This is a genomic window from Streptomyces sp. NBC_01445 (genome assembly GCF_035918235.1).
Lineage (GTDB): Bacteria > Actinomycetota > Actinomycetes > Streptomycetales > Streptomycetaceae > Streptomyces.
Genome location: NZ_CP109485.1, coordinates 4,582,275 through 4,608,114 on the forward strand (window position 1 = coordinate 4,582,275; position 25,840 = coordinate 4,608,114).

19 protein-coding genes and 1 riboswitch are annotated in these 25,840 nt (G+C 71.7%); of the genes, 7 read left to right on the plus strand and 12 right to left on the minus strand.

Annotated elements, in window-relative coordinates; all coding sequences use genetic code 11:
* Window positions 1–21: 21 nt before the first annotated feature.
* From sucC to OG574_RS20795, 6 genes are all read right to left on the minus strand, one after another.
* Window positions 22–1,203 (minus strand): ADP-forming succinate--CoA ligase subunit beta, encoded by a 1,182-nt coding sequence (gene sucC / locus OG574_RS20770; RefSeq protein ID WP_326774459.1) that lies wholly within the window; start codon window positions 1,201–1,203, stop codon window positions 22–24.
* Window positions 1,204–1,726: 523 nt separating this feature from the next.
* Entirely contained in the window at window positions 1,727–3,112 is a 1,386-nt protein-coding gene (locus OG574_RS20775; RefSeq protein WP_326774460.1) for a hypothetical protein, read from the minus strand.
* A 147-nt stretch (window positions 3,113–3,259) separates the two neighbouring features.
* A complete protein-coding gene (locus OG574_RS20780; protein ID WP_326774461.1) occupies window positions 3,260–3,928 on the minus strand; it encodes a hypothetical protein in 669 nt (222 codons plus the stop codon).
* Between the two features lie 461 nt (window positions 3,929–4,389).
* Window positions 4,390–5,589, minus strand: coding sequence for a VWA domain-containing protein (locus tag OG574_RS20785; protein ID WP_326774462.1), 1,200 nt, complete (start codon window positions 5,587–5,589; stop codon window positions 4,390–4,392).
* Window positions 5,589–7,973, minus strand: coding sequence for a DUF5682 family protein (locus tag OG574_RS20790; protein WP_326774463.1), 2,385 nt, complete (start codon window positions 7,971–7,973; stop codon window positions 5,589–5,591). Before OG574_RS20790 ends, OG574_RS20785 begins: the two co-directional genes overlap by 1 nt.
* On the minus strand, window positions 7,970–9,109 hold the full coding sequence (locus tag OG574_RS20795; protein WP_326774464.1) for an ATP-binding protein: 1,140 nt from the start codon (window positions 9,107–9,109) through the stop codon (window positions 7,970–7,972). Before OG574_RS20795 ends, OG574_RS20790 begins: the two co-directional genes overlap by 4 nt.
* 179 nt (window positions 9,110–9,288) lie before the next feature.
* On the opposite strand from OG574_RS20795, the gene OG574_RS20800 reads away from it, so the two are divergent.
* Window positions 9,289–10,695 carry an SWIM zinc finger family protein gene (locus OG574_RS20800; RefSeq protein ID WP_326774465.1) on the plus strand — a complete coding sequence of 469 codons (1,407 nt, stop codon included), beginning with the start codon at window positions 9,289–9,291 and terminating at the stop codon, window positions 10,693–10,695.
* Between the two features lie 62 nt (window positions 10,696–10,757).
* Entirely contained in the window at window positions 10,758–12,398 is a 1,641-nt protein-coding gene (locus tag OG574_RS20805) for a DUF5691 domain-containing protein (protein ID WP_326774466.1), read from the plus strand.
* Window positions 12,399–12,499: 101 nt separating this feature from the next.
* Here OG574_RS20805 and OG574_RS20810 read toward each other — a convergent pair whose 3' ends face one another.
* Window positions 12,500–12,916 carry a cobalamin B12-binding domain-containing protein gene (locus OG574_RS20810; protein ID WP_100594811.1) on the minus strand — a complete coding sequence of 139 codons (417 nt, stop codon included), beginning with the start codon at window positions 12,914–12,916 and terminating at the stop codon, window positions 12,500–12,502.
* A 431-nt stretch (window positions 12,917–13,347) separates the two neighbouring features.
* Between OG574_RS20810 and OG574_RS20815 the strand changes: the two genes are divergently transcribed.
* Window positions 13,348–14,343: a lipase family alpha/beta hydrolase gene (locus tag OG574_RS20815; protein ID WP_326774467.1), complete on the plus strand. Its 996-nt coding sequence runs from the start codon at window positions 13,348–13,350 to the stop codon at window positions 14,341–14,343.
* A gap of 96 nt (window positions 14,344–14,439) precedes the next feature.
* Entirely contained in the window at window positions 14,440–16,170 is a 1,731-nt protein-coding gene (locus tag OG574_RS20820; RefSeq protein ID WP_442816838.1) for a M23 family metallopeptidase, read from the plus strand.
* 56 nt (window positions 16,171–16,226) lie between these two features.
* Here the strand turns inward: OG574_RS20820 and pcrA are convergent, their stop codons facing one another.
* Window positions 16,227–18,737 carry a DNA helicase PcrA gene (pcrA, locus tag OG574_RS20825; RefSeq protein ID WP_326774469.1) on the minus strand — a complete coding sequence of 837 codons (2,511 nt, stop codon included), beginning with the start codon at window positions 18,735–18,737 and terminating at the stop codon, window positions 16,227–16,229.
* Between the two features lie 253 nt (window positions 18,738–18,990).
* A riboswitch (cyclic di-AMP (ydaO/yuaA leader) is annotated at window positions 18,991–19,154 on the plus strand.
* An 8-nt stretch (window positions 19,155–19,162) separates the two neighbouring features.
* On the opposite strand from pcrA, the gene OG574_RS20830 reads away from it, so the two are divergent.
* Both OG574_RS20830 and OG574_RS20835 read left to right on the plus strand, forming a co-directional pair.
* Complete coding sequence (locus OG574_RS20830) at window positions 19,163–20,320, plus strand: C40 family peptidase (protein ID WP_326774470.1); 1,158 nt, start codon at window positions 19,163–19,165, stop codon at window positions 20,318–20,320.
* Window positions 20,321–20,347: 27 nt separating this feature from the next.
* Entirely contained in the window at window positions 20,348–21,295 is a 948-nt protein-coding gene (locus OG574_RS20835) for a tellurite resistance/C4-dicarboxylate transporter family protein (RefSeq protein WP_326774471.1), read from the plus strand.
* A gap of 1 nt (window position 21,296) precedes the next feature.
* Here OG574_RS20835 and OG574_RS20840 read toward each other — a convergent pair whose 3' ends face one another.
* On the minus strand, window positions 21,297–21,650 hold the full coding sequence (locus tag OG574_RS20840) for a hypothetical protein (RefSeq protein ID WP_116510905.1): 354 nt from the start codon (window positions 21,648–21,650) through the stop codon (window positions 21,297–21,299).
* 293 nt (window positions 21,651–21,943) lie between these two features.
* On the opposite strand from OG574_RS20840, the gene OG574_RS20845 reads away from it, so the two are divergent.
* Entirely contained in the window at window positions 21,944–23,014 is a 1,071-nt protein-coding gene (locus tag OG574_RS20845; protein ID WP_326774472.1) for a C40 family peptidase, read from the plus strand.
* Here the strand turns inward: OG574_RS20845 and OG574_RS20850 are convergent.
* The 3 genes from OG574_RS20850 to OG574_RS20860 are packed head-to-tail and all read right to left on the minus strand — an operon-like array spanning window position 22,998 to window position 25,696.
* A complete protein-coding gene (locus tag OG574_RS20850) occupies window positions 22,998–23,684 on the minus strand; it encodes a hypothetical protein (RefSeq protein ID WP_326774473.1) in 687 nt (228 codons plus the stop codon). The two genes, OG574_RS20845 and OG574_RS20850, sit on opposite strands and share 17 nt — an antisense overlap.
* Before the next feature lie 6 nt (window positions 23,685–23,690).
* Window positions 23,691–24,410, minus strand: coding sequence for a response regulator transcription factor (locus OG574_RS20855; protein ID WP_326774474.1), 720 nt, complete (start codon window positions 24,408–24,410; stop codon window positions 23,691–23,693).
* Window positions 24,407–25,696, minus strand: a complete 1,290-nt coding sequence (locus tag OG574_RS20860; protein WP_100594961.1) for an ATP-binding protein — start codon at window positions 25,694–25,696, stop codon at window positions 24,407–24,409. The genes OG574_RS20855 and OG574_RS20860 overlap by 4 nt, the downstream gene beginning before the upstream one ends.
* Window positions 25,697–25,840 lie beyond the last annotated feature (144 nt).

A 25,840-nucleotide genomic window follows, 5' to 3' on the forward strand; every position in this document is an offset into this window, starting at 1 on the left:
GGTGGTCTGAGTCCCTCTTCCTTACTTCGCAGCCGCGGCGAGCTCGGCGGCCTTGTCGGCCGCGCCATCCATGGTGTCCACACGCTGGACGAGCGGGTGGTTGGCGTCGCTGAGGATCTTGCGACCCAGCTCCGCGTTGTTGCCGTCGAGTCGCACGACCAGCGGCTTGGTGACCTCTTCGCCCTTGTCGGCGAGGAGCGCCAGGGCCTGCACGATGCCGTTGGCGACCTCGTCACAGGCGGTGATGCCGCCGAAGACGTTGACGAACACGGACTTGACGTCCGGGTCGCCGAGGATGATCTCCAGGCCGTTCGCCATCACCTGGGCGGACGCGCCGCCACCGATGTCGAGGAAGTTGGCCGGCTTCACGTTGCCGTGGTTCTCACCGGCGTACGCGACGACGTCCAGGGTCGACATGACCAGACCGGCACCGTTACCGATGATGCCGACCTCGCCGTCGAGCTTGACGTAGTTGAGGTTCTTGGCCTTGGCAGCAGCCTCGAGCGGGTTGGCTGCGTCCTTGTCCTCGAGCGCCTCGTGCTCGGGCTGGCGGAAGTCGGCGTTCTCGTCGAGGGAGACCTTGCCGTCAAGGGCGATGACCTTGCCGGAGGCGACCTTGGCGAGCGGGTTCACCTCGACGAGGAGGGCGTCCTCCTTGATGAAGGTGTCCCACAGGGTGACGAGGATGTCGGCGACCTGGTCGGCGACCTCGGCCGGGAACTTCGCCTGGGCGACGATCTCCTGGGCCTTCTCCTTGGAGACGCCCTCGTTGGCGTCGACCGGCACCTTCGCGAGGGCGTCGGGGTTCTCCTCCGCGACGACCTCGATCTCCACGCCGCCCTGGACGGACGCCATGGCGAGGAAGGTGCGGTTGGTGCGGTCGAGGAGGTACGAGACGTAGTACTCCTCGAGGATCTCCGGAGCGGTCTCGGCGATCATCACCTTGTGGACCGTGTGGCCCTTGATGTCCATCCCGAGGATGTCCGTCGCGCGGGCGACGGCCTCGTCCGGGGTGGCGGCGAGCTTGACGCCGCCTGCCTTGCCACGGCCGCCGACCTTCACCTGCGCCTTGACGACCGACTTGCCGCCCAGTCGCTCGGTGGCCTCGCGCGCCGCCTCAGGCGTGTCGATGACTTCACCGGCCAGCACCGGTACACCGTGCTTGGCGAAGAGGTCCCTCGCCTGGTACTCGAACAGGTCCACGCGCGTCCGTCCCTTTTCCGTGATCTCGCTGCGATCTCGCTGCTTTGTGGTCAGCTGTCTGCGTGGGCGTGCCGCGAAGGGCAACGTGACTGCGCTGTCACAAGGGAGGCGTAGGACGGAGTCCGGTACGCGGCATGTCCGTCTCGCAGGTTATCGCCGCTCGCCCGGGGTCCCTAAATCGCAGATCACACCTGAGCGGTGATAACAGTCACAGAGCAGGGCCCCACCGGCCTGGGGTGCGCCCGGTGGGGCCCCTGAGAGCCCCTGAAAGACCCGGTGGGAGGACCTGGAGAGCCCTGCCGCCGGGCTGGGAAGGGCCCGGGCGGGTGATCCTCACCCCAATGAGGACCACCCGCCGCCATCTGCCGGGCCGGGCCCGGCTTGTCACTCCGGTCCCCGGCTGCCCGCAGACGACGTATTCAGTCCGCTTCGGTCCGCCGACGCGTTCCGCGGTTGCGCCGGACGGACTACAGACCGGACGGGCTACAGATACGGACTTCGGACGGAGAGCCTCTGCGACGCCTCAGATACCGATGCCGTTGGCGGCGGCGTCCGTGGCGTTCGTCAGGTAGCTCGGGGCGACCGAGGCGGCCACGCCCTGGACGCCCTGGACCGCGTTCCCGGCGAGCGGCTGCGCGTCGGCGCCGACCGTGCCGGTCAGGTTCTGCGCGAACGGCGAGACCTCACCGACGACCCCGCCCGCGAACGGCGTCACGTCGCCGACCACACCGCCGGCGAACGGCATCACGTCGCCCACGACGCCCTGCGCCAGGTAGTCCGCGCTGCCGCCGACGCCCTGCACGACCGGCTGCACCTGGTCGTACACGGCCTGCACGAGGGGCTGGACCGCGCCGACGACCCCGCCCGCGAACGGCTGCACGTCGTCCGCGACGACCGACTGCGCGAAGGGCTGGACCTGGCCCACGACCCCGTCCGCGAACGGCGTGACGTGGCTGACGACGCCACCGGCGAACGGCGTCACGTCGCCGACCGCACCGCCCGCGAGCGTGCCGACGTCACCGACCGCCTGGCCGGCGACCGGGACCACGCCGTGCACGGCGGTCGCGGCGATGGGGGGAAGCACCGCGGCGGAGGTCTCGTCGACGACGGGACCGGCGGCCGTGGTCACTCCGCCGACGGTGCCGGAGGCGGTGGCCGGGACGTTCTGGGCGTAGCCCGGGACCTGCGCCGCGGTTCCGTACGCCTGGGCGGCGATGCCCTGGACCTGGGTGGTGGCGCCCTGGACGTGGCCCTGCGCGCCGGTCACCGTGCGGTCGACGTCGGGGGCGAACGCGGACAGGGGGCCGAACAGGTAGTCGATCTCCTGCGTGGCGCCGTCCTGTACGGCTCCGGCCCGGGCGCCGGCGTTCTGCGCGACGGCGTCGGCCGACACGTTCGGGACCCCGGCGGTGCGGGCGTGTGCGGCGCGGGCCGCGGCGGTGCGGGCGGTGTCGGCGACGCCGGTGACGCCCTCGACGTAGGTCCGGGCCTGCTGCTTGGCGTGCGCGGCGGCGGCCTCGACCCGGGCGTCGGTGTGGCGGACCGCGCCCTGGGCCCCGGCGACGGCGGGACCGGCCTGGGGCGCGGCCTTCGCGGCGGTGCCGGAGACGGTTCCGGAGACGTTGGAGACCGCGCCGGACGCGGTCGTCCGGGTCTGGCCGGTCACGCCCGCCACGGTGTCCTGGACCTTGCCGGTGACCGAGCCGACGGTGCCATGGGTGACGTCGTCGACGGCGCCCTGGACGTGGGAGACCGTGCCCTGGACGTCGGCGACCACGTCACCGGCCAGGTCCGGGACCGCCACGGAGTGGGCGGGCATTTCGTCGGCGCTGGCGGCGGCGGAGCCGAGCGCCCACGCACCGGAGACGCCGGCGGCTATCACGATGGAACGGCGGATGTTCTTGTTCATGCTTGCGTCAGATCCTTCGAATTCTCATGTCCGGTCCCGCGCTGGAGGTCCAGCGGTGGGCCGGCGGCGTCCGGCCGGAGTGGTCCGGCCGGCGGGCAGACCTGTGCCGCCCCCGCGCGGCAGGTCACGTGCGGGGAACGGGCTGCCCTAGCCGGGGAATTCGGGGATGTCTCGGTGCCTGTCGCGGGTGGGGGCGGCGTGGGAGGACCCCGTCGCTCCGGGCAGCAGCCGGGCCGTCGCGCCGCTGCCGAACGCTGCCGCGGCGAGATCGGAGTGCCGCGTCGTGCTGCCGTCCCCCGCCGACTGACCGACCGCGCTGCCACTCGGGAACGCGGGTGCGGGGGCGGGAGTCGGGCTGCCGGCCGCCTTTGTGGCCGGGGTTCGCGCGGGTACGGCGTTGTCGCCTGCCGAGGCGAACACGTCGCCCACGGGCACGGCTGCTTCTCGCTTGCGGGGCCTTGCGCGGTCACTGTGCCCGGCGGCCGCATGGGCTCCGGCGCTCGGAGCCGGTGCCGTGTGGGCGCCGTTCCCGGGCTGACCGGGGACACCGGGGGCGCCGATCTGCCCCGGAATGCCGGGCAGTCCCGGCATCGAGGGCGGACCCGGCAGGAACTGCGGCGGAGCCTCGGCGGCGAGCCCGCCGAGGAGCCCTCCGGCGAACTCCCCCACTTCCCGGACCTCTTCCCGCACCGCTCCCTGGACCGTTCCCCGCACGTCGCGCACTCCTCGTACGACGGGTGCGGCGACCTGAGTGCGGACCGGCTCGGTCACATGGGTCCGGACGGGCTCGACCACGCGATTCCGGGCGGGCTCCACGGCTTGCTCCCGCACGGCCCCGACTGCTCGGGAACCGCTGGCGGGAGACGTGCGGTGCGCCGCCTGCGCGGGGACGGGTGCGTGAACCGGCGTCCGAGCGGTTGCGTGAACCGCCTGCTCGCCCGCGGACCCCGTCGGCGGCAGAACTCCCTCCGCCGCATGCGCCCTTCCTCCGCACAGCAGGCCGAACACGATCAGGCCCCCCGCAAGGAACATCACCCGGAGCGCCACGTTCAGCGCACGCCGCCCGGCCGCTGCGCGCACGACGCGCAGAGCGGCAACAGGCAGAGCGACCGGGGAAGTCAAGGCGGGGAACCCTCCCGTACGAGGGGCGCGGGGACGCGGGACGCGTGGGCGCGGGGATGAGAAGAGCCGCGCCGATCCTTGCACGGGACGCCCGAGGTTGCGCAAGCCCCCTGTTACCGATGGGTAGTCATGTCCGGATTTACGGCGTCCCGCACCTACGACGCCCTGTTCGCCGGGTTCCCCGAGTCCGGTATCGGCAGCGGCCGCTTCTCGATCGCCGCCGCCATCACCTCCGGGAAAAGATCCGGCGTGCAGGCGAACGCCGGTGCTCCCAAGGCCGCGAGCGCCGCCGCGTGCTCCCTGTCGTACGCGGGTGCCCCTTCGTCGGACAGCGCGAGCAACGTGACGAACTGCACTCCTGACGACTTCATCGCGGCGACCCGCTTCAGCATCTCGTTCCGGATTCCCCCTTCGTAGAGGTCGCTGATGAGGACGACGACGGTCTCCGCGGGGCGCGTGATCTGTGACTGGCAGTACGCGAGCGCTCTGTTGATGTCGGTGCCGCCGCCGAGCTGCGTGCCGAACAGGACGTCGACCGGGTCGTCGAGCTGGTCGGTGAGGTCGACGACGGCCGTGTCGAACACGACGAGTCTGGTGTTGATGGACCGCATCGAGGCCAGCACAGCGCCGAACACGGAGGCGTAGACGACCGAGGCAGCCATCGAACCCGACTGGTCGATGCAGAGGATGACCTCCTTCTTCACCGACTGGGACGCGCGGCCGTATCCGATGAGCCGCTCGGGGACGACGGTGCGGTACTCCGGCAGGTAGTTCTTGAGGTTGGCCGCGATCGTGCGGTTCCAGTCGATGTCGTGGTGACGGGGCCTGTTGATACGGGCGCTGCGGTCGAGCGCGCCGGTGAGCGTCGCGCGGGTCCGCGTGACGAGGCGCTTCTCCAGGTCCTCGACGACCTTCCGCACGACGGCGCGAGCCGTCTCCTTCGTCGTCTCCGGCATCGCCTTGTTGAGGGAGAGCAGCGTGCCGACGAGGTGCACGTCGGCGTCGACCGCTTCCAGCATCTCCGGTTCGAGCAGGAGCGCGGACAGGCCCAGGCGGTCGATGGCGTCTCGCTGCATGACCTGGACGACGGACGAAGGGAAGTACGTCCGGATGTCGCCGAGCCAGCGCGCCACGGACGGCGCGGACGCCCCGAGGCCGGCCGAGCGGTGACGCCCCCGCTCGGCCTTGTCACCTCCCCCGTAGAGCGCGGTCAGGGCGCCGTCCATCGCCGCGTCCTGGCCGCCGAGCGCGCATCCGGTGCCGTCCGCCTCGTCCCCGCCGAGCACGAGCCGCCAGCGCCGCATCCGCTCGCCCCGGGCTCCCCCGCTGAGCTCGTCCACCTGGTCGACCGCCATCAGGCCACCCCCACAAGGTCGTTGTCACCCCGGCCGGAACCGGTTCCCGAGTCAGATCCGGTGTCGGCGTCGTCCGTCCCGAGCAGCAGCCGCAGCACCGGCAGCACCGCGTCCGCGCGCACCTGGTCGAGGCCGGGCGCGAACCCCGGCGGCGCCGTCCCCACGGCCGCCGTGGGTCCCGCCCCCGCGGGCCCGCGCCGCACCAGCTCCCCCAGCGTGCGTCGCACACCGGATTCGTAGGCGGAGAACGTGCGGCGCAGCAGCGGCAGTACGTCCGTGAACGCGTCAGCGGAAACTCCCGTCAGCCAGCCGTCGACGAGTGCGAGCAGCCGCTCGTCGTGTACGAGGAGCAGCCCGCCGCCGGATCCGCCGCCCACGAACCCCTCGATCCACGCGGCGGCCTCGGCGGGCCCGGTGCCGGGCGAGAGGGCGAGCCCCATCAGCCGCGCGGCCTCGCCCTCGGCCAGCTGTCCGTCGTCGAGGAGCAGCCGCGCGCACCGCCCCCGGATCACGCCGGCCACACTGTCGCGTACGGCGAGGACCCGCAGCACGGAGTGCCAGCGGCCTCTGTGTCCGGCCGTCCCGTCGTCCTCCAGGAGCCCCACCGCCGCGTGCACCGCGTCCACATGGCCGCGCATCTCGGCCGCGGCGTCCCCGTCGAGCCCCGCGCACGCGGGCGGCAGGCCCACGAAGACGCGCTCGGCGAGACCGGCCGCCACCTCGCTCAGCGCCTGGGTGTCCGTCCCTCGCACATCGCCGTAGCGCAGGGAGCGGACGAGGGCGGGCAGGGCCTGGGCGAGATGGCCGACGTCCGCGTCCATCGCGGCGCGGTCGGCGAGCACACGCATCACCACCGGGAGCGCATCCGGCAGTTCGGCGAGGAGGCAGCGCTCCGCGAGGGCGGTGACGTCGGCGAGGGCCGGCGCGCCGATCGCGTCCGCCTCGGCTCTGGCGGTGGCCGCCGAGAGCACGGTCGTCCCCCAGACCCCCGCCTCGGCGACGCGCACGGACAGCTCGGGCTCCCAGCGCAGCCGCCAGGTCTCCCGGAACGTGCCCGTGGAGGCGCGCATGGACCGTGCCGGTTCGCCCCAGCCGACGTCGAGGAGGCGGAGCCGGTGCAGGAGCCGGCTGCGCGCCGCGTCGGTCTCCCGGCGCAGGTCGAGCTCCAACTCCCGCTCCAGTGCCTCCGGTTTGAGCCGCAGGGAGCGCTGCAGCCGCGTGAGGTCGCGTTGCAGCGGCACGGCGGGCGCCGCGTCCGGGACCTCGCCGAGTACGTCCCCGACGACGAGCCTGTCGTGGACGAGCGACAGCGGTACGTCCGACCCCTCGCACATCACGGCGCGGACCGCGTCGGTCGTCTCGGTCAGCCCGGCCAGCGGACGGCCCCGCATCGCGGCGAGCGTCTCGGCGAGCCGCACCGCCTCGATGACGTGCGCCGACGACACGATCCTGTCCTCGTCCCTGAACAGCCCGGCGACCTTGGTCATCCAGCGTTCGACGGGCCGGTCCGGGGCGCTGAACAGATGCCCGTACCAGCCGGGCGAGTCGATACCCGCTCCGTATCCACCGGTCCGGGCGAGCCGGCGGTGCGTCCAGGGCACCCAGGTCATGTCGACCTTGGCCTTGGGCAGCCCCTTGAGGACGGCCCGGTCGGCGGCGACCGTGGTCTTCGTGCGCAGCGCGGGAACGTGCCAGGCGCCGCACACCACCGCGACACCGTCCCCGAACTTCTTCTGTGCGGTGCGCAGTTGAAGGCGCATATAGGCCTCCCGCACGAGGTCCCGCTCGTGCCCGCCGTCGCCGTACTCCTCCCGCAGCGCCCCCATCGCCTCACCGAGCGCCTCGAACGGCGCGAACGCGTCCCCCGACGCGCCCCGGTGCTCGATGACGTCCTCCCACCAGCGCTCCGGGTCGTCGTGCCCCGCGGTCTCGGCGAGTACGGCGAGCGGATCGACGCGCATCGCCTCCCTGGAATCCTCCTCGCCCTGGCCCGCGCCCTGCTCCCCGTCCCCCTCGGGGTCGTCCGGCGTCGCGCCCTGGTCGCGCAGGGCCAGGCTGTGCGCCGCCGGCAGGTCGATGAAGCGGACCGGAACGTCCCGCTCCAGGGCCCACCGGATCGCGACCCACTCCGGGGAGAACTCGGCCAGCGGCCAGAACGCGGAGCGCCCCGGCTCGTCCACGACATGCGCCAGCAGCGCGACCGGCGGCACCATGCCCTCGTCGGCGGCGAGGGCCACCAGGGCGTCCGCCTCGGGCGGCCCCTCGACCAGGACCACACTCGGACCCGCCGCGTCGAGCGCGGCCCGGACAGCCCTGGCCGAACCGGGGCCGTGGTGACGCACCCCGAGCAGCAGCGGTCCCTGCCCCCTCCCCCGCTCGCTCATACGCTCACCTCGCGGCACGCGCGGTAGAAGTCCTTCCAGCCGTCCCGCTCGCGGACCACGGCCTCCAGGTACTCCTGCCAGATCACCCGGTCCGCGGCCGGGTCGCGGACGACGGCCCCGAGGATGCCCGCCGCGACGTCGGACGGCCGCAGCACCCCGTCCCCGAAGTGGGCGGCCAGCGCGAGCCCGCTCGTCACGACCGAGATCGCCTCGGCCGTGGACAGCGTGCCGCTCGGCGACTTCAGCTTCGTACGCCCGTCCTCGGTGACGCCGCTCCGCAGCTCCCGGAAGACCGTGACGATGCGGCGGATCTCATCGGTGCCGTCCGGAGCGGCCGGCAGGTCGAGGGAACGGCCGATCTGGTCGACGCGGCGCGAGACGATGTCGACCTCCGCCTCAGCGCTCTCCGGCAGCGGGAGCACGACGGTGTTGAAGCGGCGGCGCAGCGCGCTCGACAGGTCGTTGACCCCCCGGTCCCGGTCGTTCGCCGTGGCGATCAGGTTGAAGCCCCTGACGGCCTGCACCTCCTGGCCCAACTCCGGTATCGGCAGCGTCTTTTCCGACAGGATCGTGATCAGCGTGTCCTGCACATCGGCCGGGATGCGGGTCAGCTCCTCGACCCGGGCCGTCATGCCCTCGGACATGGCGCGCATGACGGGGCTGGGCACGAGGGCGTCCCGGCTCGGGCCGTGCGCGAGAAGTCGCGCGTAGTTCCACCCGTAGCGGATCGCCTCCTCGGGGGTGCCCGCCGTGCCCTGCACGAGCAGCGTCGAGTCGCCGCTGACGGCGGCCGCGAGATGCTCGGAGACCCAGGTCTTCGCGGTGCCCGGCACACCGAGCAGCAACAGGGCGCGGTCGGTGGCGAGCGTGGTGACGGCGACCTCGACGATGCGGCGCGGCCCCACATACTTCGGCGTGATGACGGTCCCGTCGGGCAGCGTCCCGCCGAGCAGATACGTGGCGACGGCCCATGGCGAGAGGCGCCAGCGCTCCGGGCGCGGCCGGTCGTCCTGCGCGGCCAGCGCCGCGAGTTCGGCGGCGAAGGCGTCTTCGGCATGCGGCCGCAGCGCCTGCGCGGCGCCCCGGTCCCCCGCGGACGCGGCGCTCTTCTCGGTCGGTTCGACGGACACGGTCATGGCGATCCCCCTCGATTTCGGCCGGGCTCGGCCGGCACGTCCGGCACATCCCGAGCACTCGGCCGGGATGTGACTCCACCGTGCACCACGCCACTGACAATCACCGGTCGCACGCCGTTGACCTGTGCGAACACCCGCGCCACGGCCGATTGTCAGTGGCGGGACCTACCTTCGAGAACATGACTCAGCAGGGGGTGCGCTGGACGGCGGACCAGGTGCTGGCACTGGCGCCTGACGCCCCGTCACGCAAGGCGGGAAGCAAACTCGGCGTCGCCGGACCTTGGTCGGAGGCGGGAAGTTCGGGCGAAGGGATGGTGTGGGGGCTCTGCAAGGGCAGTGGCAGCAAGCCGTATCAGACGGTCGTGGATGTCGCGGACGCGGCGGGCCCGGCCTACAAGTGCAGTTGTCCGAGCCGTAAGTTCCCGTGCAAGCACGCCCTCGGGCTCCTCCTCCTGTGGGCGGGGGCGGACGGCTCGGTGCCGGACGCGCAGACACTTCCGGACTGGGCGGAGCAGTGGGCCGAAGGGCGCAGGAAGCGGGCGCAGACCAAGCGGGAGACGGATGCGGCCGGGGGCGCCGCCGCTGATCCCGAGGCCGCGCGCCGCAGGGCCGAGCGGCGCGCCGAGCGGGTCACGGCGGGCGCGAGCGAGCTGGAGCAGCGGCTCGCGGACCTGCTGCGCGGCGGCCTGGCCTCGGCCGAGCAGGCCGGTTACGGGATGTGGGAGGAGACCGCGGCCCGCATGGTGGATGCACAGGCACCCGGACTGGCCGCGCGGGTAAGGGAGTTGGGGTCGATACCCGCGTCCGGCCCCGGCTGGCCGGTGCGGCTCCTGGAGGAATGCGCGCTGCTGCACCTCCTCGACAGCGGCTGGCTGCGCCGCGACCTGCTCCCCGCCGGACTCTCGGCGACGGTCCGCTCCCGCGTCGGACTGCCGTCATCGGCGGAAGGGCGGCCCACCCGGGACCGATGGCTGGTCCTGGCGCAGTACGACCAGGCCGACAGCCGCCTCACCACACGCCGGACGTGGCTGTACGGGACGGAGGCCGGCCACACCGCGCTCCTCCTCTCCTACGGGGCGGCGGGCCGCGCCCCGGCGCTCTCACTGCCGGTCGGCCTTGCACTGGACGCCGAGCTCTGCGCGTACGCGGGCGACGGGCAGCTCCGCGCCGACCTGGGCGAACAGTTCACGGCGCCCGCCCCAAGTCCCGTGCGGCCCAAGGGGGCAGGTGTGGCGGAGGCGGCGGCTCGGTACGGGGACGCGCTGGGCCGCGACCCATGGCTGGAGTCGTGGCCGGTGACGCTGAGTCGGGTCATACCCACGCCGGATGAGGCGAGCGGTAGCGGTAGCGGCTGGCAACTGGCTGATGCGGACGACGACTTGGCGCGACCCCACCCGGCGCGACCGGCCTCGGAGCGGCTGGCGCTCCCGATCACGCCGCAGGCCGCTTCGAGCCCCGGGCTGTGGCGGCTGGCGGCGCTGTCCGGCGGAGCCCCCGTCACCGTCTTCGGCGAGTGCGGCCACCGGGGCTTCACCCCTCTCACGGCCTGGCCCGAAGGCCCGGGAGAAGCGGTGGCACTGTGCTGACGAGCCGGACGACAGAAACGACGGAAGCGACTACGCGGACCCATCCCCTGGAGAGGAGCGGCATGAACGGACCGTCGGCCGCCGGCGCCACGCCCACCAGCACCACCACGGGTGACCCATGGGAAGAGCTGGTCACCGTCGCCCTGCTCGGAACGGACCGGCGGACGCCGCCAGGACACTCGACCGGCGCCGACGCACCCACCGCGCTGCTCGACGCCGCCGCCGTACAGACCGTACGACGGCGGGCCGGGCTGCGGCCCGCACCCGCTGCCGCGCTTCCGGCACGGGCGGCGGACGACCCGCGGCCCCCGCTCCCCGCCCCCGCGCGACGCAGACTTGCGATGCTGCTCACCGACCGCCCCGGCACCGGAGGCGGCCGCCGCGGCACGGCCCCCGACCTCATGGAGTTGCTGCCCCAGTGGCTGGCCGGGGCCAACGCAAAGGGGTACGCGGCCCCTCCGGATCTCCTCCCCGCACTCCTCGACGCGGCGCGCGGGCGCACGGATCTGCGGCCGCTGGCCCTCACGTTCGCCGGCCCGCGCGCACTGTGGCTGGCCCGGCTGAACCCGGACTGGAAGTTCGCGCTCCGTGCCGCCCCCGGCGGCGGCACTGCACTCCCGGCGCCCGAGGAGGGGGCAGACGTGCAACGCCTGTGGGAGGAGGGCCTGTTCGCCGAACGGGTCGCGCTCCTGGCCCGGGTGCGCGCACACAGCCCGGACGCGGCGCGGGACCTGCTCGCAACCACCTGGGCCGCCGAGCGGGCCGAGGACCGGCTGATGTTCCTCGACTCGCTGCGGTCTGGGCTCGGCGACGCGGACGAGCCGTTCCTGGAACAGGCATTGTCCGACCGCAGCCGCAACGTCAGAGCCACGGCCGCCGAGCTGCTCTCCGCACTCCCCGGCTCGGCGCTGGCAGCCCGGATGGCCTCGCGCGCCGCCTCCTGCGTCGCCGTCGACCGCACCCAGGGCGCGGCGACGATCACCGTCGAGGCGCCGCACGAGTGCGACGCGGGCATGGAGCGGGACGGTGTCGCCGCCAAACCGCCGACGGGCCGGGGTGAACGCTCGTGGTGGCTGGGCCAGTTGGTCGAGGCGGCGCCGCTCGGCTGCTGGACCGCGCGGTTCGGCGGGCGCACGCCGGAAGAGATCGTCACGCTGCCGGTGGCCGACGACTGGCAGCGCGAACTGCACGCCGCCTGGTGCCGGGCCGCAGTGCGCCAGCGGGACGCCGTATGGTCGCGCGCGCTCCTCGGCGCACCCGCCTCACCGGACGCCGGAGGCCCGGGCGCCGTATCGCTGTCCGAACGGGCGAAGCTCCTCGGCGCACTCCCCGACGGTGAACGCGCCGAGTGGGTGGCGGGGTTCATCGCGACGCGCGGCCTGTCCGAGGCGTTCCAGCTGCTCGGGGTCTGCGCCCAGCCCTGGGCCGAGGCGCTCGGGCGGGCAGTGGTCGACGCGCTGAACATCGCGCGGGACGCGGGCAGTTACCCCTGGAGCTTCAGCGGCGTCATGGGCCTGGCCGAACGCTGCCTGGACCCCGCCGAAGCGTCCCGGCTCGAAGGCCTCACCGCCACCCCGGACGAACCGGAGGACGCGGCCCCCGGAGCCGGCGGCTACTGGTCGGAAGCGTTCCAGCGCCTGGTCAGCACGTTGCGCCTGCGGCAGGCGATGCGCGACGAGTTGAGAGGGGCGCAAGCGCGATAGGTACGGGGTGAGGCAGGGCAAGGGGACTGTCCGGTTCGGGCGGAGCAAGACCGCACACCGAACCGGCACCCCTGCGCCCTCACCCGGAGAGACCGGAGGAATCAAGCCCCGGCAGGCTGACGAACGTTCGCGTTGACCCAGTCCACGATCGACGCCGTCGTCGCGCCCGGGGTGAAGATCTCCGCGACGCCCTTCTCCTTGAGCGGAGCGATGTCCGCCTCGGGGATGATCCCGCCGCCGAACACCTTGATGTCCGCGGCGTCGCGCTCCACGAGGAGCTCGATGACGCGCGCGAAGAGCGTGTTGTGCGCCCCGGAAAGAATCGAGAGACCGATCGCGTCGGCGTCCTCCTGGATCGCCGTGTCGACGATCTGCTCCGGCGTCTGGTGCAGGCCGGTGTAGATGACCTCCATACCGGCATCACGCAGCGCCCGCGCGATCACCTTGGCCCCGCGATCGTGACCGTCGAGCCCCGGCTTGGCGACCACCACGCGGATCGGACCGGCTGCCACACCCATCACTGCCTCCATGAAGCGACTTCTACCCGATACCTGACCTGATGCGTACCCGGGAAGTGAACGAACGTTATCGACAGCATCCCGCAACCGGCCGTTTCGCGGTGCGGAGCGAGGGGGAAATCACACGTTGGGACACGTTCGCTGCGCGCCACAGCCGCCGCAGGCGGTTCAGAAGCCGCATACGGGGGCCTCTGGCGCAAGGGGAGCCGCAAAGAGACAGCCACACCGCCGCCGGCCGCGCGGCGGGCGGCACGGCGCATCGGCGCCGCGGTACGTACGGAGTTTTCGTAGCGCACCGCGACGGTCACACACGGGCACCATTCAGTCACAGCCCGCGTACGACGCGCATCGTCGGCCACCTCGGCGCATGCTTCCCATGAGGGCACACGGGAGACAGAGCCGTTTTCCCGGGTGCCGACGGGAGGTCGGCCATGAAGGTCACGAGCATCCTGCCTTTTCGCCCGCTCTGTCAGCTGATCCCCACCAGACTGGTGTTCCCCGCCAGACTGGCCGGGGTCTCCGTCTCGTTGTTGAAGGCGACCGCTCTCGAGGTCGCGATCCTCGCCGGGCACCTCCTGCTGTACCCCTCCGGCATCATCCAGGAGCGCAGGGCCGCCCCGGAGCTCCCTGCGCTCGGCTACACCCCCGCCCCCGAGGGCCTGGACGAGGGGGCCGACGATGCCTCGTACCTGACGGAGAGCGCCACGCTACCGGGGCATGAGGCCCAGAACGCCCACAGCACCCCCGACAGCCTCAGCGCCCGCCTGCCGGTCACCGAGAGCAAGCCGCCGGTTCTCCTGCTGCACGGCTTCATCGACAACCGCTCCGTCTTCCTCCTGCTGCGCCGTTCCCTCGCCCAGCACGGCCGGCACCACGTGGAGTCGCTGAACTACTCGCCGCTGACCTACGACATCCGCACCGCCGCCGCGCTGCTCGCCCGCCATGTCGAGGAGATCTGCGAGCGCACGGGCCACGACCGCGTGGACGTCGTGGGGCACAGCCTCGGCGGACTCATCGCCCGCTACTACGTGCAGTGCCTGGGAGGCGATCTGCGCGTACGCACCCTCGTGTCGCTCGGCACCCCGCACAGCGGGACCACGGTCGCGCCGCTGATGAACGCGCACCCGATCGTCCGGCAGATGCGCCCCGGCTCGACCGTCATCGAGGAGCTGTCCCGGCCTGCCCCCGGCTGCCGCACCCACTTCGTGAGTTTCTGGAGCGACCTCGACCAGATCATGGTTCCGCTGGAGACGGCCTGCATCGACCACCCCGACCTCATCGCGCAGAACGTCCGCGTCACCGGCGTCGGACACCTCGCGCTCCCCGTCCACCCGGCGGTAGCCGCCGGTATCCGGCAGGCACTCGACGCCGAGGAGACGGAAGGAGCGCGCTCCGCCGACGAGGTGGGCGGCCTGACGGTGGCCTGACCGTGCCCCCGGAACGGTCTCCGAACTGGCCAAACGTCGAACGATTCTCGAACGCAGGGCCAAAGCTCTGCCCACAGTCCGCCGAAAGACGGCCGAATGCCCGTTTCCTGCGAACGGGAAACCTGCCGAAGATTGTCGAGCCCGCGTACCGCCGGGTACAGTCACCGCACTGCTCTGGCAGCCCCTGTTGTCGAGGCGAAAGAGAAGTTGGTGAACGACCGTCACCTGTCGGGGACTCAGACCTCCCCGGCCCCGGCTCAGGACGCCGACTATGCGCCCTACGCTCCGTATGACCAGCAGAGCGCGCACTACGGCGACTACACCGGTTACGACGGCTACGCCACCGGCGGTTTCGCGGCCGATCCCCTCTTCGGGGACCTTCCCGGCGCGCAGAACACCGGCTCGTACGACAGCGGCCAGTGGGCGACCGGCGCGCACCAGACGCTGACGACGCAGGACCCCCAGCACCACGACCCGTACGCGGCGCAACAGCACGCCTCCGCGTACGGCACCGGCAGCTACGACACCACCGCCGTCTGGGGCACCGCCGCTCACGAGCAACTCGGCGGTATTCCGGCCCAGTCCGGACCGGACCATTCCGGCCAGTGGGACAACAGCGCGTGGGCCGACCAGACCGGGCAGTGGGACGCGAACGCCTTCGGGGCGCAGGCGCAGGGATTCACCACGCAGGACGCGTTCGCCACGCAGACCTTCCAGGCGCCGGCGGCCTTCGAGACCGGTACTTACGAGACCGGAACCTTCGACGCGCAGGGCTTCGAGACCCAGGCGTTCGAGGCTCAGGCCTATGAGACGCAGGCGTTCGAGGCCCAGCCCTTCGCAACACAGACCTTCGAAGCGCAGGCCTTCGACACCGGCGCGTACGACGCCACCGCGTGGAACTCCGCGGGCACCGAAGGCGACGACAACGACCTCGACGCACGGCACGACTACGGCCAACCCGACGCCTCCGAGCCCGAGTCGAGCCACAACGACGATCACCACGACAGCTACAGCGAGGGCCTCGACGACGTCGAGGAAATCGTCGCCCGCGACGAGCGGCCCGCCCCGGTCACCCCGGCCCAGCGCGCCCGCTCCCGCCGTCGCTCCCCCGCCAAGCGCTCCGCGCTGCTCACCGTCGCGGTGCCCTCGGTGTGCGTGATGGGTGTCGCGGGAGTAGCCGCGGCCTCCGTCGGCGGGCTCGGCGGCGACGACAGCAAGGACACGACGGCGGCCTCGGCACCGGACGCGACCGCCGTGAAGCCCTCCGTCGCCAACAACAAGCTCGACACGCAGCTCGCGGACCTCTCCGCGGACGCGGGCGACTTCGCCGACCGGGCGAGCCGCACCCAGGAACGTATCGACCTCAGGGCCAAGCAGCAGGCCGAGCGGAAGCAGGCGGCGGAGGAAGCGGCGCGCAAGGAGCGGCTGCGTCCCAAGTTCGTCCTCCCGGTCAAGCAGCGCGGGCTGAGCGCGTACTTCGGGCAGGCCGGTATCAACTGGATGTCCGTGCACACCGGCATCGACTTCCCCGTCTCGTACGGGACGCCGGTGATGGCCGCGACCGACGGCACCGTCCGTACGCAGTGGAACAGCGCCTACGGGAACATGACGATCCTGACGGCGAAGGACGGCACGGAGACCTGGTACTGCCACCTCTCCAGCCACGCCGTCATGAGCGGACCGGTCAAGGCCGGCGACCTCATCGCGCACTCCGGGAACTCAGGCAACTCCACCGGTCCGCACCTGCACTTCGAGGTGCGTCCCGGCGGCGGCTCGGCCGTCGACCCGCTGCCGTGGCTCCGCAGCCACGGGCTCGACCCGACGTAGCAGGGCCGAGCCTCCCGGCGGCAGCCTCCCTACAGCTTCGCCACCGGCCTACAGAGCTACAGCTTCTCCACCGGCGCGTACCGCAGCAGCAGGCGCTTCGGCTTGGGCTCGCCGAAGTCGACTGTCGCCTCCGCGTTCGCCCCTGTGCCCTTGACTCCGACGACCGTGCCGAGGCCGAACTGGTCGTGCGTGACCCGGTCTCCCACGGACAGCGCGACGACCGGCTTCTCCGTCGCCCGGCGCGTGGCGAACGCCGGTGTCGAGCGCGAGCGCGACGACGAGAGAGACGCGGCGATACCGCTCGTCGGACCCGCCGACTTGGCGGGCGCCATGGCGCCGGTCCGCTTCCACTCCAGATGCGTGTCCGGGATCTCCTCCAGGAAGCGCGACGGCGGGTTGTACGAGGGCTGGCCCCAGGCGCTGCGCAGCGTGGAGCGCGTCAGATACAGCCGCTCACGCGCGCGCGTGATGCCGACGTAGGCGAGGCGGCGCTCCTCCTCCAGCTCCTTGACCTGGCCGAGGGAGCGCATGTGCGGGAAGACGCCGTCCTCCATGCCGGTCAGGAAGACGACCGGGAACTCGAGGCCCTTGGCGGTGTGCAGCGTCATCAGCGTGATGACGCCGGAGCCGTCGTCCTCCTCGTCCGGGATCTGGTCGGAGTCGGCGACGAGCGCGACCCGCTCCAGGAACTCGGAGAGCGTACCGACGCTCGCCTCGCCCGCACCCTCGGCCGCGCCGTCCGCCGTCGCGCTCTCCTGCTCGAACTCCAGGGCCACGGCCGCGAGTTCCTGAAGGTTCTCGATGCGCGTCTCGTCCTGCGGGTCCGTCGACGACTGCAACTCGGCCAGATAGCCGGTCCGTTCGAGCACGGCCTCCAGGACCGTGGCCGGGCCCGCGCCCGACTCGACGATCGTGCGGAGGTCCTCCATCAGCGTGTTGAACCGCTTCACCGCGTTCGTCGAGCGGGCCGCCATGCCGTACGCCTCGTCGACGCGGCGCAGCGCCTGCGGGAAGGAGATCTTCTCGCGCTGGGAAAGCGCGTCGATCATCGCTTCGGCACGGTCGCCGATGCCGCGCTTCGGCACATTGAGAATGCGGCGCAGGGGGACGGAGTCCTCGGGGTTGGCGAGCACCCGCAGATAGGCCAGGACGTCCCTGACCTCCTTGCGCTCGTAGAAGCGGACTCCGCCGACGACCTTGTAGGGCAGGCCGACGCGGATGAAGATCTCTTCGAAGACACGGGACTGCGCGTTCGTCCGGTAGAAGATGGCGACGTCGCCGGCCTTCGCGTCGCGCGCGTCCGTGAGCCGGTCGATCTCGTCGGCGACGAACTGCGCCTCGTCGTGCTCGGTGTCCGCGACGTAGCCGGTGATCTGCGCGCCCGCGCCCGCGTTCGTCCACAGGTTCTTGGGGCGACGGGATTCGTTGCGCTCGATGACCGCGTTGGCCGCGGAGAGGATGGTCTGCGTCGAGCGGTAGTTCTGCTCCAGCAGGATCGTTGTCGCGTCGGGGTAGTCCTCCTCGAACTGGAGGATGTTCCGGATGGTGGCTCCGCGGAACGCGTAGATCGACTGGTCGGCGTCACCCACGACGCACAGCTCGGCCGGCGGGAGGTCGTCCGCGCGGGGCGGCTCGTCCTCCCCGCGGCCGCTGTCGGCCGACCCCACCAGCTCCCTGACCAGCGCGTACTGCGCGTGGTTCGTGTCCTGGTACTCGTCGACCAGGACGTGGCGGAAGCGGCGGCGGTAGTGCTCGGCGACGTCCGGGAAGGCGCGCAGGAGGTGCACCGTCGTCATGATCAGGTCGTCGAAGTCCAGCGCGTTCGCCTCGCGGAGGCGGGACTGGTACATCGCATAGGCCTGGGCGAGGGTCTTCTCGAAGCCGTCGGCGGCCTGAGCCGCGAAGTCCTCCTCGTCGATCAGCTCGTTCTTCAGGTTCGAGATCTTGGCGCTGAACGACTTCGGCGGGAACTTCTTGGGGTCCAGGTCGAGGTCGCGGCAGACCAGGGCCATGAGGCGCTTGGAGTCGGCGGCGTCGTAGATCGAGAACGACGATGTGAAGCCGAGCTTCTTCGACTCGCGGCGCAGGATGCGGACGCAGGCGCTGTGGAACGTCGACACCCACATCGCGTTCGCCCGCGGGCCGACGAGGGACTCGACGCGCTCCTTCATCTCGCCCGCGGCCTTGTTCGTGAACGTGATCGCGAGGATCTGGCCGGGGTGCACACCGCGCTCGCCGAGGAGGTAAGCGATGCGGTGCGTGAGCACGCGGGTCTTGCCGGAACCCGCGCCCGCCACGATGAGCAGCGGGGAGCCGCCGTGGACGACGGCCGCCTTCTGGTTCTCGTTCAGCCCGTCGAGGAGCGCCGCCGGGTCGAGCGCCGGGCGTGGGGCGCCGTCCCGGTAGTACTCGTCTCTGGCCGGGGGCACGTCGAACTTCCCGTCGAACAAGTCGTCCGGAACATGCTCCGGAGCCGTGTCGTCCTCGGGCGGCGGCGGGGCATGCTCCTCACTGGCCTTCGAAGCCGTGAGGTCCGCCAGGAAGCTGTCGTCAAAGAGGCTGCTCATCGCTCTACGAGTCTAGGCCGCCCCACTGACACCCACGGCCGTCCCGGAAACTTCCCCCGACTTCACGCGCCCGGCCACCTCTCGTAGTGCGGTAATTACCCTCAGCGAGGGTTACCGGAGGTCACGAACAAGATTGCCGAAGGTCACGAAAATGTATCGGGCATATCGAACATCAACCTTCACAGCAGCCACACGAGTTGGCTAGCGTGCTCCGCGGGCCGCCCGTCCCCCCGCCGGCAACCGCGCCGCGAGCGGGTCGCCCCCGCTGAGTTCAGTACGCCGAGAGGCATGAAACCGGGGACCCACGACCTTTGGGGTGAATCGGCCGACGACCCGTCAGGGCACGGCCGTAGGGCAGCCTTCCGAATCTCCGCCCGAACCCGACAGCTAACCCGGTAGGCGGTCATGGGAAGGAGACGCGACCCTTGGCGTCGCACCGCAAGCCGCGCACCAGAACAGCCGGCCCCCGCACGGCCCCCGTCGCCGGCATCACCACGGCGGCCCTCACCTCCATTGCCCTGCTCTCGCAGACCGCGACCGCCGCCCCCTCGGCGCCGCCGAAGCCGAGCCTGGAAGAGGTCCAGAAGAAGGTCGACACCCTCTACCACCAGGCGGGCGTGGCCACGGAGAAGTACAACGCGGCCAAGGAGCGCACCACCAAGCAGCAGAAGCGCGTCGGCGAGCTGCTCGACGACGTCGCGCAGCGCACCGAGAAGCTCAACAAGGCCCGCCAGGAGCTCGGCACCTTCGCCGCGGCCCAGTACCGCACGGGCGCCGTCTCCGACACCGCGACGCTGCTCCTCGCCGACGACGCGCAGGACTACTTCGACCAGGACCAGCTGATGAGCCGGCTCACGAGCCGCCAGAAGAAGGCCGTCGACGACTACCAGACCGAGCAGGCCGCCACCACGAAGAAGCGCACGGAGGCGGCCAAGAGCCTGGAGACGCTGACCACTTCGCAGGCCACGCTCAAGAGCACGAAGAGGGACGTCCAGCAGAAGCTCGGTGACGCCCGCGAACTCCTGTCGAAGCTGACCGCCGAGGAGAAGGCGCGGCTCGCGGCGATCGAGAAGAAGAAGCAGGAGGCCGCCAGGAAGAAGGCGGAGGAGCTGGCGCGTCAGCAGGCCGAGGCGGAGGCCAAGCGCAAGGCGGCCGAGGAGGCGCGCCAGAAGGAGAACCCGGGCACCGGCACCGGTTCGGGGACGGGCTCCGGGAGCACCAGCGGCGGTTACGCCACCAAGGCCGCGAAGGTCATCGACTTCGCCGAGTCCCAGATGGGCAAGCCGTACGTGTGGGGCGCCACGGGCCCGGACTCGTACGACTGCTCGGGCCTTACGCAGGCCGCGTGGAAGGCGGCCGGCATCACGCTGCCGCGCACGACCTGGGACCAGGTCAAGGTCGGCACGACCGTCACCACGGCCGACGCCAAGCCCGGTGACCTGGTTTTCTTCTACGACGACATCAGCCACGTCGGCATCTACATAGGCGACGGCAAGATGATCCACGCGCCGAAGCCGGGCGCGAACGTCCGCGTCGAGTCGATCTACTACATGCCGATCCACAGCGTGGTGCGCCCGGCCTGACCGCCTTCGTGGGGTTACGTTCGGGCGGTGCGCGGCCCGAACGCAACCCCACGTCCCGGACCCACGTGGTCCCAGCTCCCTCCGGCCGCCGGCGCCGCCGTCATGGCCACCGGCATCATTTCGGTCGGCCTGCGACTGACCGGTTACTCGGTGCTGTCCGGCATCATGCTGGTGCTCGCCGCCGCCCTCTGGCTGCTCCTCGCGGCGGACTTCGCGAACCGGCTGGTGCGGGAGCGCGACCGCTGGGAGTCCGAGGCGGACACCCCGCCCGCGCTCACCGCGGTCGCGGCGACGGCCGTCCTCGGCACCCGGATCTCCATGTTCGGCTGGCAGACCCTGGCAGAGGCGCTCCTTGCCCTGGCCGCGCTCGTCTGGCCGGTGCTCCTGATCAACGTCGTGCGGCACTGGAAGCCGCGGATGCCGGGGGCCGTGTTCCTCGGCTGTGTCGCGACGGAGGGGCTCGTCGTCCTGGCGGCGACGCTCGCGCCCGCGGTCGGCGCGCACTGGCTCGCGTTCACCGGGATGGTGCTCTTCTGGGGCGGGATCATCCTGTACTGCTTGGCGCTGCTCCACTTCGACCTGCGCGAGGTGGCCTCCGGCGCCGGGGACCACTGGGTCGCGGGCGGCGCGCTCGCCATCTCCGCACTCGCCGCGTCGAAGCTCGTCGCGACGGGCCTGTGGAACAGTGACGACACGGACGTCCTGCGCACCATGAGCTTCCTGCTGCTCGCGCTCGATGTGGTCTGGTACGTCGTGCTGGCGCTGGCGGAGGTGCGGTGGCCCAGGCCGCGTTACGACGTGCGGCGCTGGTCGACGGTCTTCCCGATGGGAATGACAGCGGCGGCGGCACTGTCCGTGAGCGCCGCCGCCGATGTGCCCTGGCTCAAGGGGCCGGGGCAGGTCCTGGTGTGGATCGCGGTGGCCGCGTGGCTCGCCACCCTGTTCGGGACGTTCAGGTCCCGAACAGCCGCCTGACTCAGGTCCAAAGGACCGCGATGAAGATGTTCGCGGTGGTCAGGAGGCCGACGAGGCCGAACAGCCCCTTGTCCACCTTCTCGTCGTCCCGCTTCACGTACACGAGGCCGAGGATCACGATCAGCAGCGCGAGCTTCACGCCGATCTTGATGTTGTTGACGGTGTTGTCGTCCGCCTGGTTCAGACCCACCAGGACGACACCCGTGACCAGCATGGTCAGCGCGCCGTGCAGCATCGCCGGGACGAACCGGGCCGTTCCCTTGCCCATCGCCTTCATCTGGGTGAGGAACCCACCGAGGAGCGAGGCGATGCCGATGATGTGCAGGCCGACGAAGAGGTGGATGAGTACGTCCATGACCGGCGAGCCTAGCCGGGGCCTCACTGCCTCCATGAACCGGCCCGCACCGGTCCCACGCCGGTCACATACGGTCACACCCGGAGCACAAGGACCAGTTGCGGACAATCCGTCACCAACCCGTGACGGTCAGGTTTAGCGTCCTTCCTCAGGTGACCGGCTCCCCACCCCCGCCCCGCTCAGGGGCGGCAGTCGGGCACCTACCGCCGAGAAAGGTCCGGCGGCGGCCCGCTTCCCCTGTGCGGGCCGCCGCCGGACGCGTAAGCAGTACGTACCGGAAGGACGTGCCCCTCGTGTCGGCAGCGCACCGCAAGCCCCGACAGCGCTCGCTCACCGGCCCCACGGCCCGCACCGCGGCGACCCTGGCTCTCGCCTCCGCGGCGACCGCCACCGCCCTGGACGGCGCGGCGCACGCGGATCCCCGGCTCACCCCGAGCCAGGTGAAGGCGAAGGTCGACCAGCTCTACCAGGAGGCCGAGAAGGCCACCGAGAAGTACAACGGCGCCAAGGAGAAGGCGGACAAGGCCGAGAAGAAGCTCGGCTCCCTGCGGGACGAGGCGGCCCGCAGGACGGACCGGCTCAACACCCAGCGCGAGGCGCTCGGTTCGGCCGCCGCCGCGCAGTACCGCACCGGCGCCCTCGACCCGGCGGTCCAGCTCGTCCTGTCCTCCGACCCTGCCCGGTACCTCGACAACGCGGCGCTCGCCGACCGGCTCGGCACCCGGCAGGCCTCCGCGGTCGGGCGCGTGCAGCGCGAACTCCGGCAGATCGACCAGCTGCGCTCCGAGGCCGACGGCCGGCTCGCCGAGCTGCGCAAGCGGCAGGGCGAGCTGAAGAAGCAGAAGAAGACGGTCACCGGGAAGCTGGCCGAGGCGAAGCGTCTGCTCGACCAGTTACCGGCGGCCGAGCGCACCGGCGTCGGAGCAGGCGCCGGCGACAGCGGCGCGGCCGGCCGCGCCTCCCGCTCGGACTCCTCCCGCGAGGTGCCGTCCGGCGCCCTGCCCAAGGCCCCCGACTCCCGCACGGCGGCGGCCATCGCCTACGCCTACAGCGCCCTCGGCAGCCCGTATGTGTGGGGCGCCACGGGCCCGAACGCCTTCGACTGCTCCGGCCTCACCCAGGCCGCGTACCGCTCGGCGGGCATCTCCCTGCCGCGCACCACGTACTCCCAGATCAACGCGGGCCCTCGCATCCCACGCTCCCAACTGCAGCCGGGCGACCTGGTGTTCTTCTACTCGGGCATCAGCCACGTGGGGCTCTACATCGGCAACGGCAAAATGATCCACGCCCCGAACCCGAGCGCCCCGGTCCGCATCGCCCCGATCGACGAGATGCCATTCGCGGGGGCTACGCGGGTGGCGTGACGAGAGTGCCGTTCCGGTGCTCACGCGCCATGTGGGCGTACGCGAGGTCCGCCACTTCGGCCAGCACCTCGGGGGCCGCGGAGCCGCAGTGCGCGCGCAACTGCGCGGCGAACGCCTCCGAGTCCCGGCAGAGGGCGAGCGCCTGTGTCACCTGGGCGATCAGCTCCGGCAAGACCTCGGCGCAGTAGGGGTGTTCGCTCTCTGTCGCCGCGCGGATCGGGTCCTCCTCGTCCGGGAAAGCCGGGTCGAGCCAGGTCTCGAGGCCGAGCAGCCGCGGAAATCTCACCGCCAGCTCCCAGCCGGCGAGCGGGATCTCCTCATACGTCGCCTCGGGTTCGCGGCACGCCATCCTCAGGAGCGTCGCCAGGTCGTTCATGAACTCGGGCACAGTCCTCTTTCCCGCCGCACGGCTCCACAGGGTGCGGGCGGCCGGCGGGCAGGTCGAGAAGAACTCCTCGATGAACGTGTGGGCCAGATAGTCGAGTTGCGCCGCGGCCGGCTGCAGCGGCCAGGTCCATGACGGGCGGGTGTACTCCACCCCCTGAATGCGCCGGTAGCGCAGCACCTGCCACTCCAGCGGATCACCCGATTCGGCCGCGTCGGCCGCGAGACCGACCAGGTGGAATATGGCGCCGCTGCTCAGCGCGGACTGCGGAAGACGCGTCGTCACCGCCCGTCACACCAGCCGTCGCGCCGTAGCCCACCGCGTCAGCTCATGGCGGTTCGACAGCTGAAGCTTTCTGAGGACCGCCGAGACATGGGACTCGACCGTCTTGACCGAGATGAACAGTTGCTTGGCGATCTCCTTGTACGCGTAACCGCGGGCGATGAGGCGCAGGACCTCACGCTCGCGCTGCGTGAGGCGGTCGAGGTCCTCGTCGACCGGCGGGGCGTCCGTGGACGCGAACGCGTCGAGGACGAAGCCCGCCAGACGCGGCGAGAAGACCGCGTCGCCGTCCTGGACGCGGAAGATCGAATCGACCAGGTCCGTGCCGGTGATCGTCTTGGTGACGTACCCGCGGGCGCCACCGCGGATGACCCCGATGACATCCTCCGCGGCGTCCGACACGGAAAGGGCCAGGAAGCGGACCGGGTTGTCGGCCGCTGCCATCAACGGGGCGCAGCGGCGCAGGACTTCGACGCCGCCGCCACCGGGAAGGTGCACGTCGAGGAGGACGACCTCGGGGCGCGTGGCCGTGATGACCGTGACCGCCTGGTCCACGTCCGCGGCCTCGCCGACCACCTCGACGCCCGTCGTCTCCGTGCGGCCGATCTCCGCCTGGACGCCGGTGCGGAACATCCGGTGGTCGTCGACAAGGACCACGCGCGCGTGACGGCCGACCGGCTCCGCCTCGTTCGCCGCGGTCGCGTCCGGCTTGACCTGCTCGTCACTCATGGGGTCTTCTCCGCCCTCTTCATGGTCAGTTCGACCTCCGTGCCGCCGTCCGGCACCGCGCGCAGCCGCGCCGTGCCGCCGTTGCGCTCCATCCGGCCGATGATCGATTCTCGTACGCCCATCCGGTCCGCGGGAATCGAGTCGAGGTCGAAACCGGGGCCCCGGTCGCGTACGGACACGAACACCGTCTCCTCCTCGACCTCGGCGTAGACCTGGACCGCACCGCCCTCGCCACCGTACTTGGCGGCATTCACCATCGCTTCCCGCGCAGCCTGCATCTGTGCCGAGAGACCGTCGTCGAGCGGGCAGTCGCCGACCACCACCACCTCGAGGGGCACCCCGTGCTTGTCCTCGACCTCGGCCGCGCTGCGCTTGACCGCCTCCGCGACCGTGCCGGGCTCCTCCGCCTCGTCCTTCCCGTTCCCCTCCGGTCTGTAGAGCCAGGCCCGCAGGTCTCGCTCCTGCGCGCGGGCCAGGCGCCGCACCTCGCTCGCGCTCTCCGCGTTCCGCTGGATCAGCGTGAGGGTGTGCAGGACCGAGTCGTGGACATGGGCCGCGACCTCCGCCCGCTCCTGCGCGCGGATCCGCATGAGGCGCTCCTCGGACAGATCCTGCGTCATGCGCACGAGATAGGGGCCGGCGAGGAGGGCGATACCGACGAGGACGGCGAGGGCGGCCTGAAGGATGGAGCCGAGGTGCTCGGCCGACCCCTGGAGCACGAAGATCCCGGTGACACCGGCCCCGACGAGTACGACACCCGCCGCGGCCCGCGCCAGATTCAGCGTCCGCTTGCGGCGGCCGACCTCCATCCAGCGGGCCCGGCGCGCATTGTCCGCCTGGCGCCAGACGAGGGCCACGCCCGCGCCGACGAGGAGCGTCGGCCACAGATACGCCTTCGCGTTCCCCGCCAGATTCACATTGCCGACGAACACCATCGACACGACGACCATGAGCAGCAGGGCGACGATCTGCCCCTTGTCCGGCTTGCGGGCGACGAGTCTGCGCCGCCCGTCCGTAGCCGTCTCCGTGGTGAAGGCAGGGGTCCGCTCGCTGCCCACGCCTCCGACGCCGAGCGGGACGAAGAACCAGAACGCCGCGTACAGGAGAGCGCCGAGGCCGTCCGCCATGAACAGGCCCACGAAGACGAGCCGCACCCAGATCACGGGCAGGCCGAGATGCCCGGCGAGCCCCCGCGCCACTCCGCCGAGCCAGCGTCCGTCGCTGGAGCGGTAGAGCTTGCGCGGCGGCCGCGGTCCGTCAATGGGTGGTGCTGCGGCTTCCGGCATGCCATTGATGGTCACACGTGGGGCGGACCCCGGGCATCAGGGTTCAGCCCGGAGACTCCCCTGATCTCCGGCCCGGCCCCGAGCGCCGTCAGGGGCGATATCAGGGTTGGTCCAGGGTCGTCCCGACTGCCGCGGCGGGCCTCG

What these genes read in the sequence shown, in the direction of transcription:
- OG574_RS20775 (WP_326774460.1), bottom strand. Translation starts at nt 3,112, where the DNA reads ATGAACAAGAACATCCGCCGTTCCATCGTGATAGCCGCCGGCGTCTCC.
- OG574_RS20785 (WP_326774462.1), bottom strand. Translation starts at nt 5,589, where the DNA reads ATGGCGGTCGACCAGGTGGACGAGCTCAGCGGGGGAGCCCGGGGCGAG.
- OG574_RS20790 (WP_326774463.1), bottom strand. Translation starts at nt 7,973, where the DNA reads ATGAGCGAGCGGGGGAGGGGGCAGGGACCGCTGCTGCTCGGGGTGCGT.
- OG574_RS20795 (WP_326774464.1), bottom strand. Translation starts at nt 9,109, where the DNA reads ATGACCGTGTCCGTCGAACCGACCGAGAAGAGCGCCGCGTCCGCGGGG.
- OG574_RS20800 (WP_326774465.1), top strand. Translation starts at nt 9,289, where the DNA reads ATGACTCAGCAGGGGGTGCGCTGGACGGCGGACCAGGTGCTGGCACTG.
- OG574_RS20805 (WP_326774466.1), top strand. Translation starts at nt 10,758, where the DNA reads ATGAACGGACCGTCGGCCGCCGGCGCCACGCCCACCAGCACCACCACG.
- OG574_RS20810 (WP_100594811.1), bottom strand. Translation starts at nt 12,916, where the DNA reads ATGGGTGTGGCAGCCGGTCCGATCCGCGTGGTGGTCGCCAAGCCGGGG.
- OG574_RS20815 (WP_326774467.1), top strand. Translation starts at nt 13,348, where the DNA reads ATGAAGGTCACGAGCATCCTGCCTTTTCGCCCGCTCTGTCAGCTGATC.
- OG574_RS20820 (WP_442816838.1), top strand. Translation starts at nt 14,440, where the DNA reads ATGCCCGTTTCCTGCGAACGGGAAACCTGCCGAAGATTGTCGAGCCCG.
- pcrA (WP_326774469.1), bottom strand. Translation starts at nt 18,737, where the DNA reads ATGAGCAGCCTCTTTGACGACAGCTTCCTGGCGGACCTCACGGCTTCG.
- OG574_RS20840 (WP_116510905.1), bottom strand. Translation starts at nt 21,650, where the DNA reads ATGGACGTACTCATCCACCTCTTCGTCGGCCTGCACATCATCGGCATC.
- OG574_RS20855 (WP_326774474.1), bottom strand. Translation starts at nt 24,410, where the DNA reads ATGAGTGACGAGCAGGTCAAGCCGGACGCGACCGCGGCGAACGAGGCG.
- OG574_RS20860 (WP_100594961.1), bottom strand. Translation starts at nt 25,696, where the DNA reads ATGCCGGAAGCCGCAGCACCACCCATTGACGGACCGCGGCCGCCGCGC.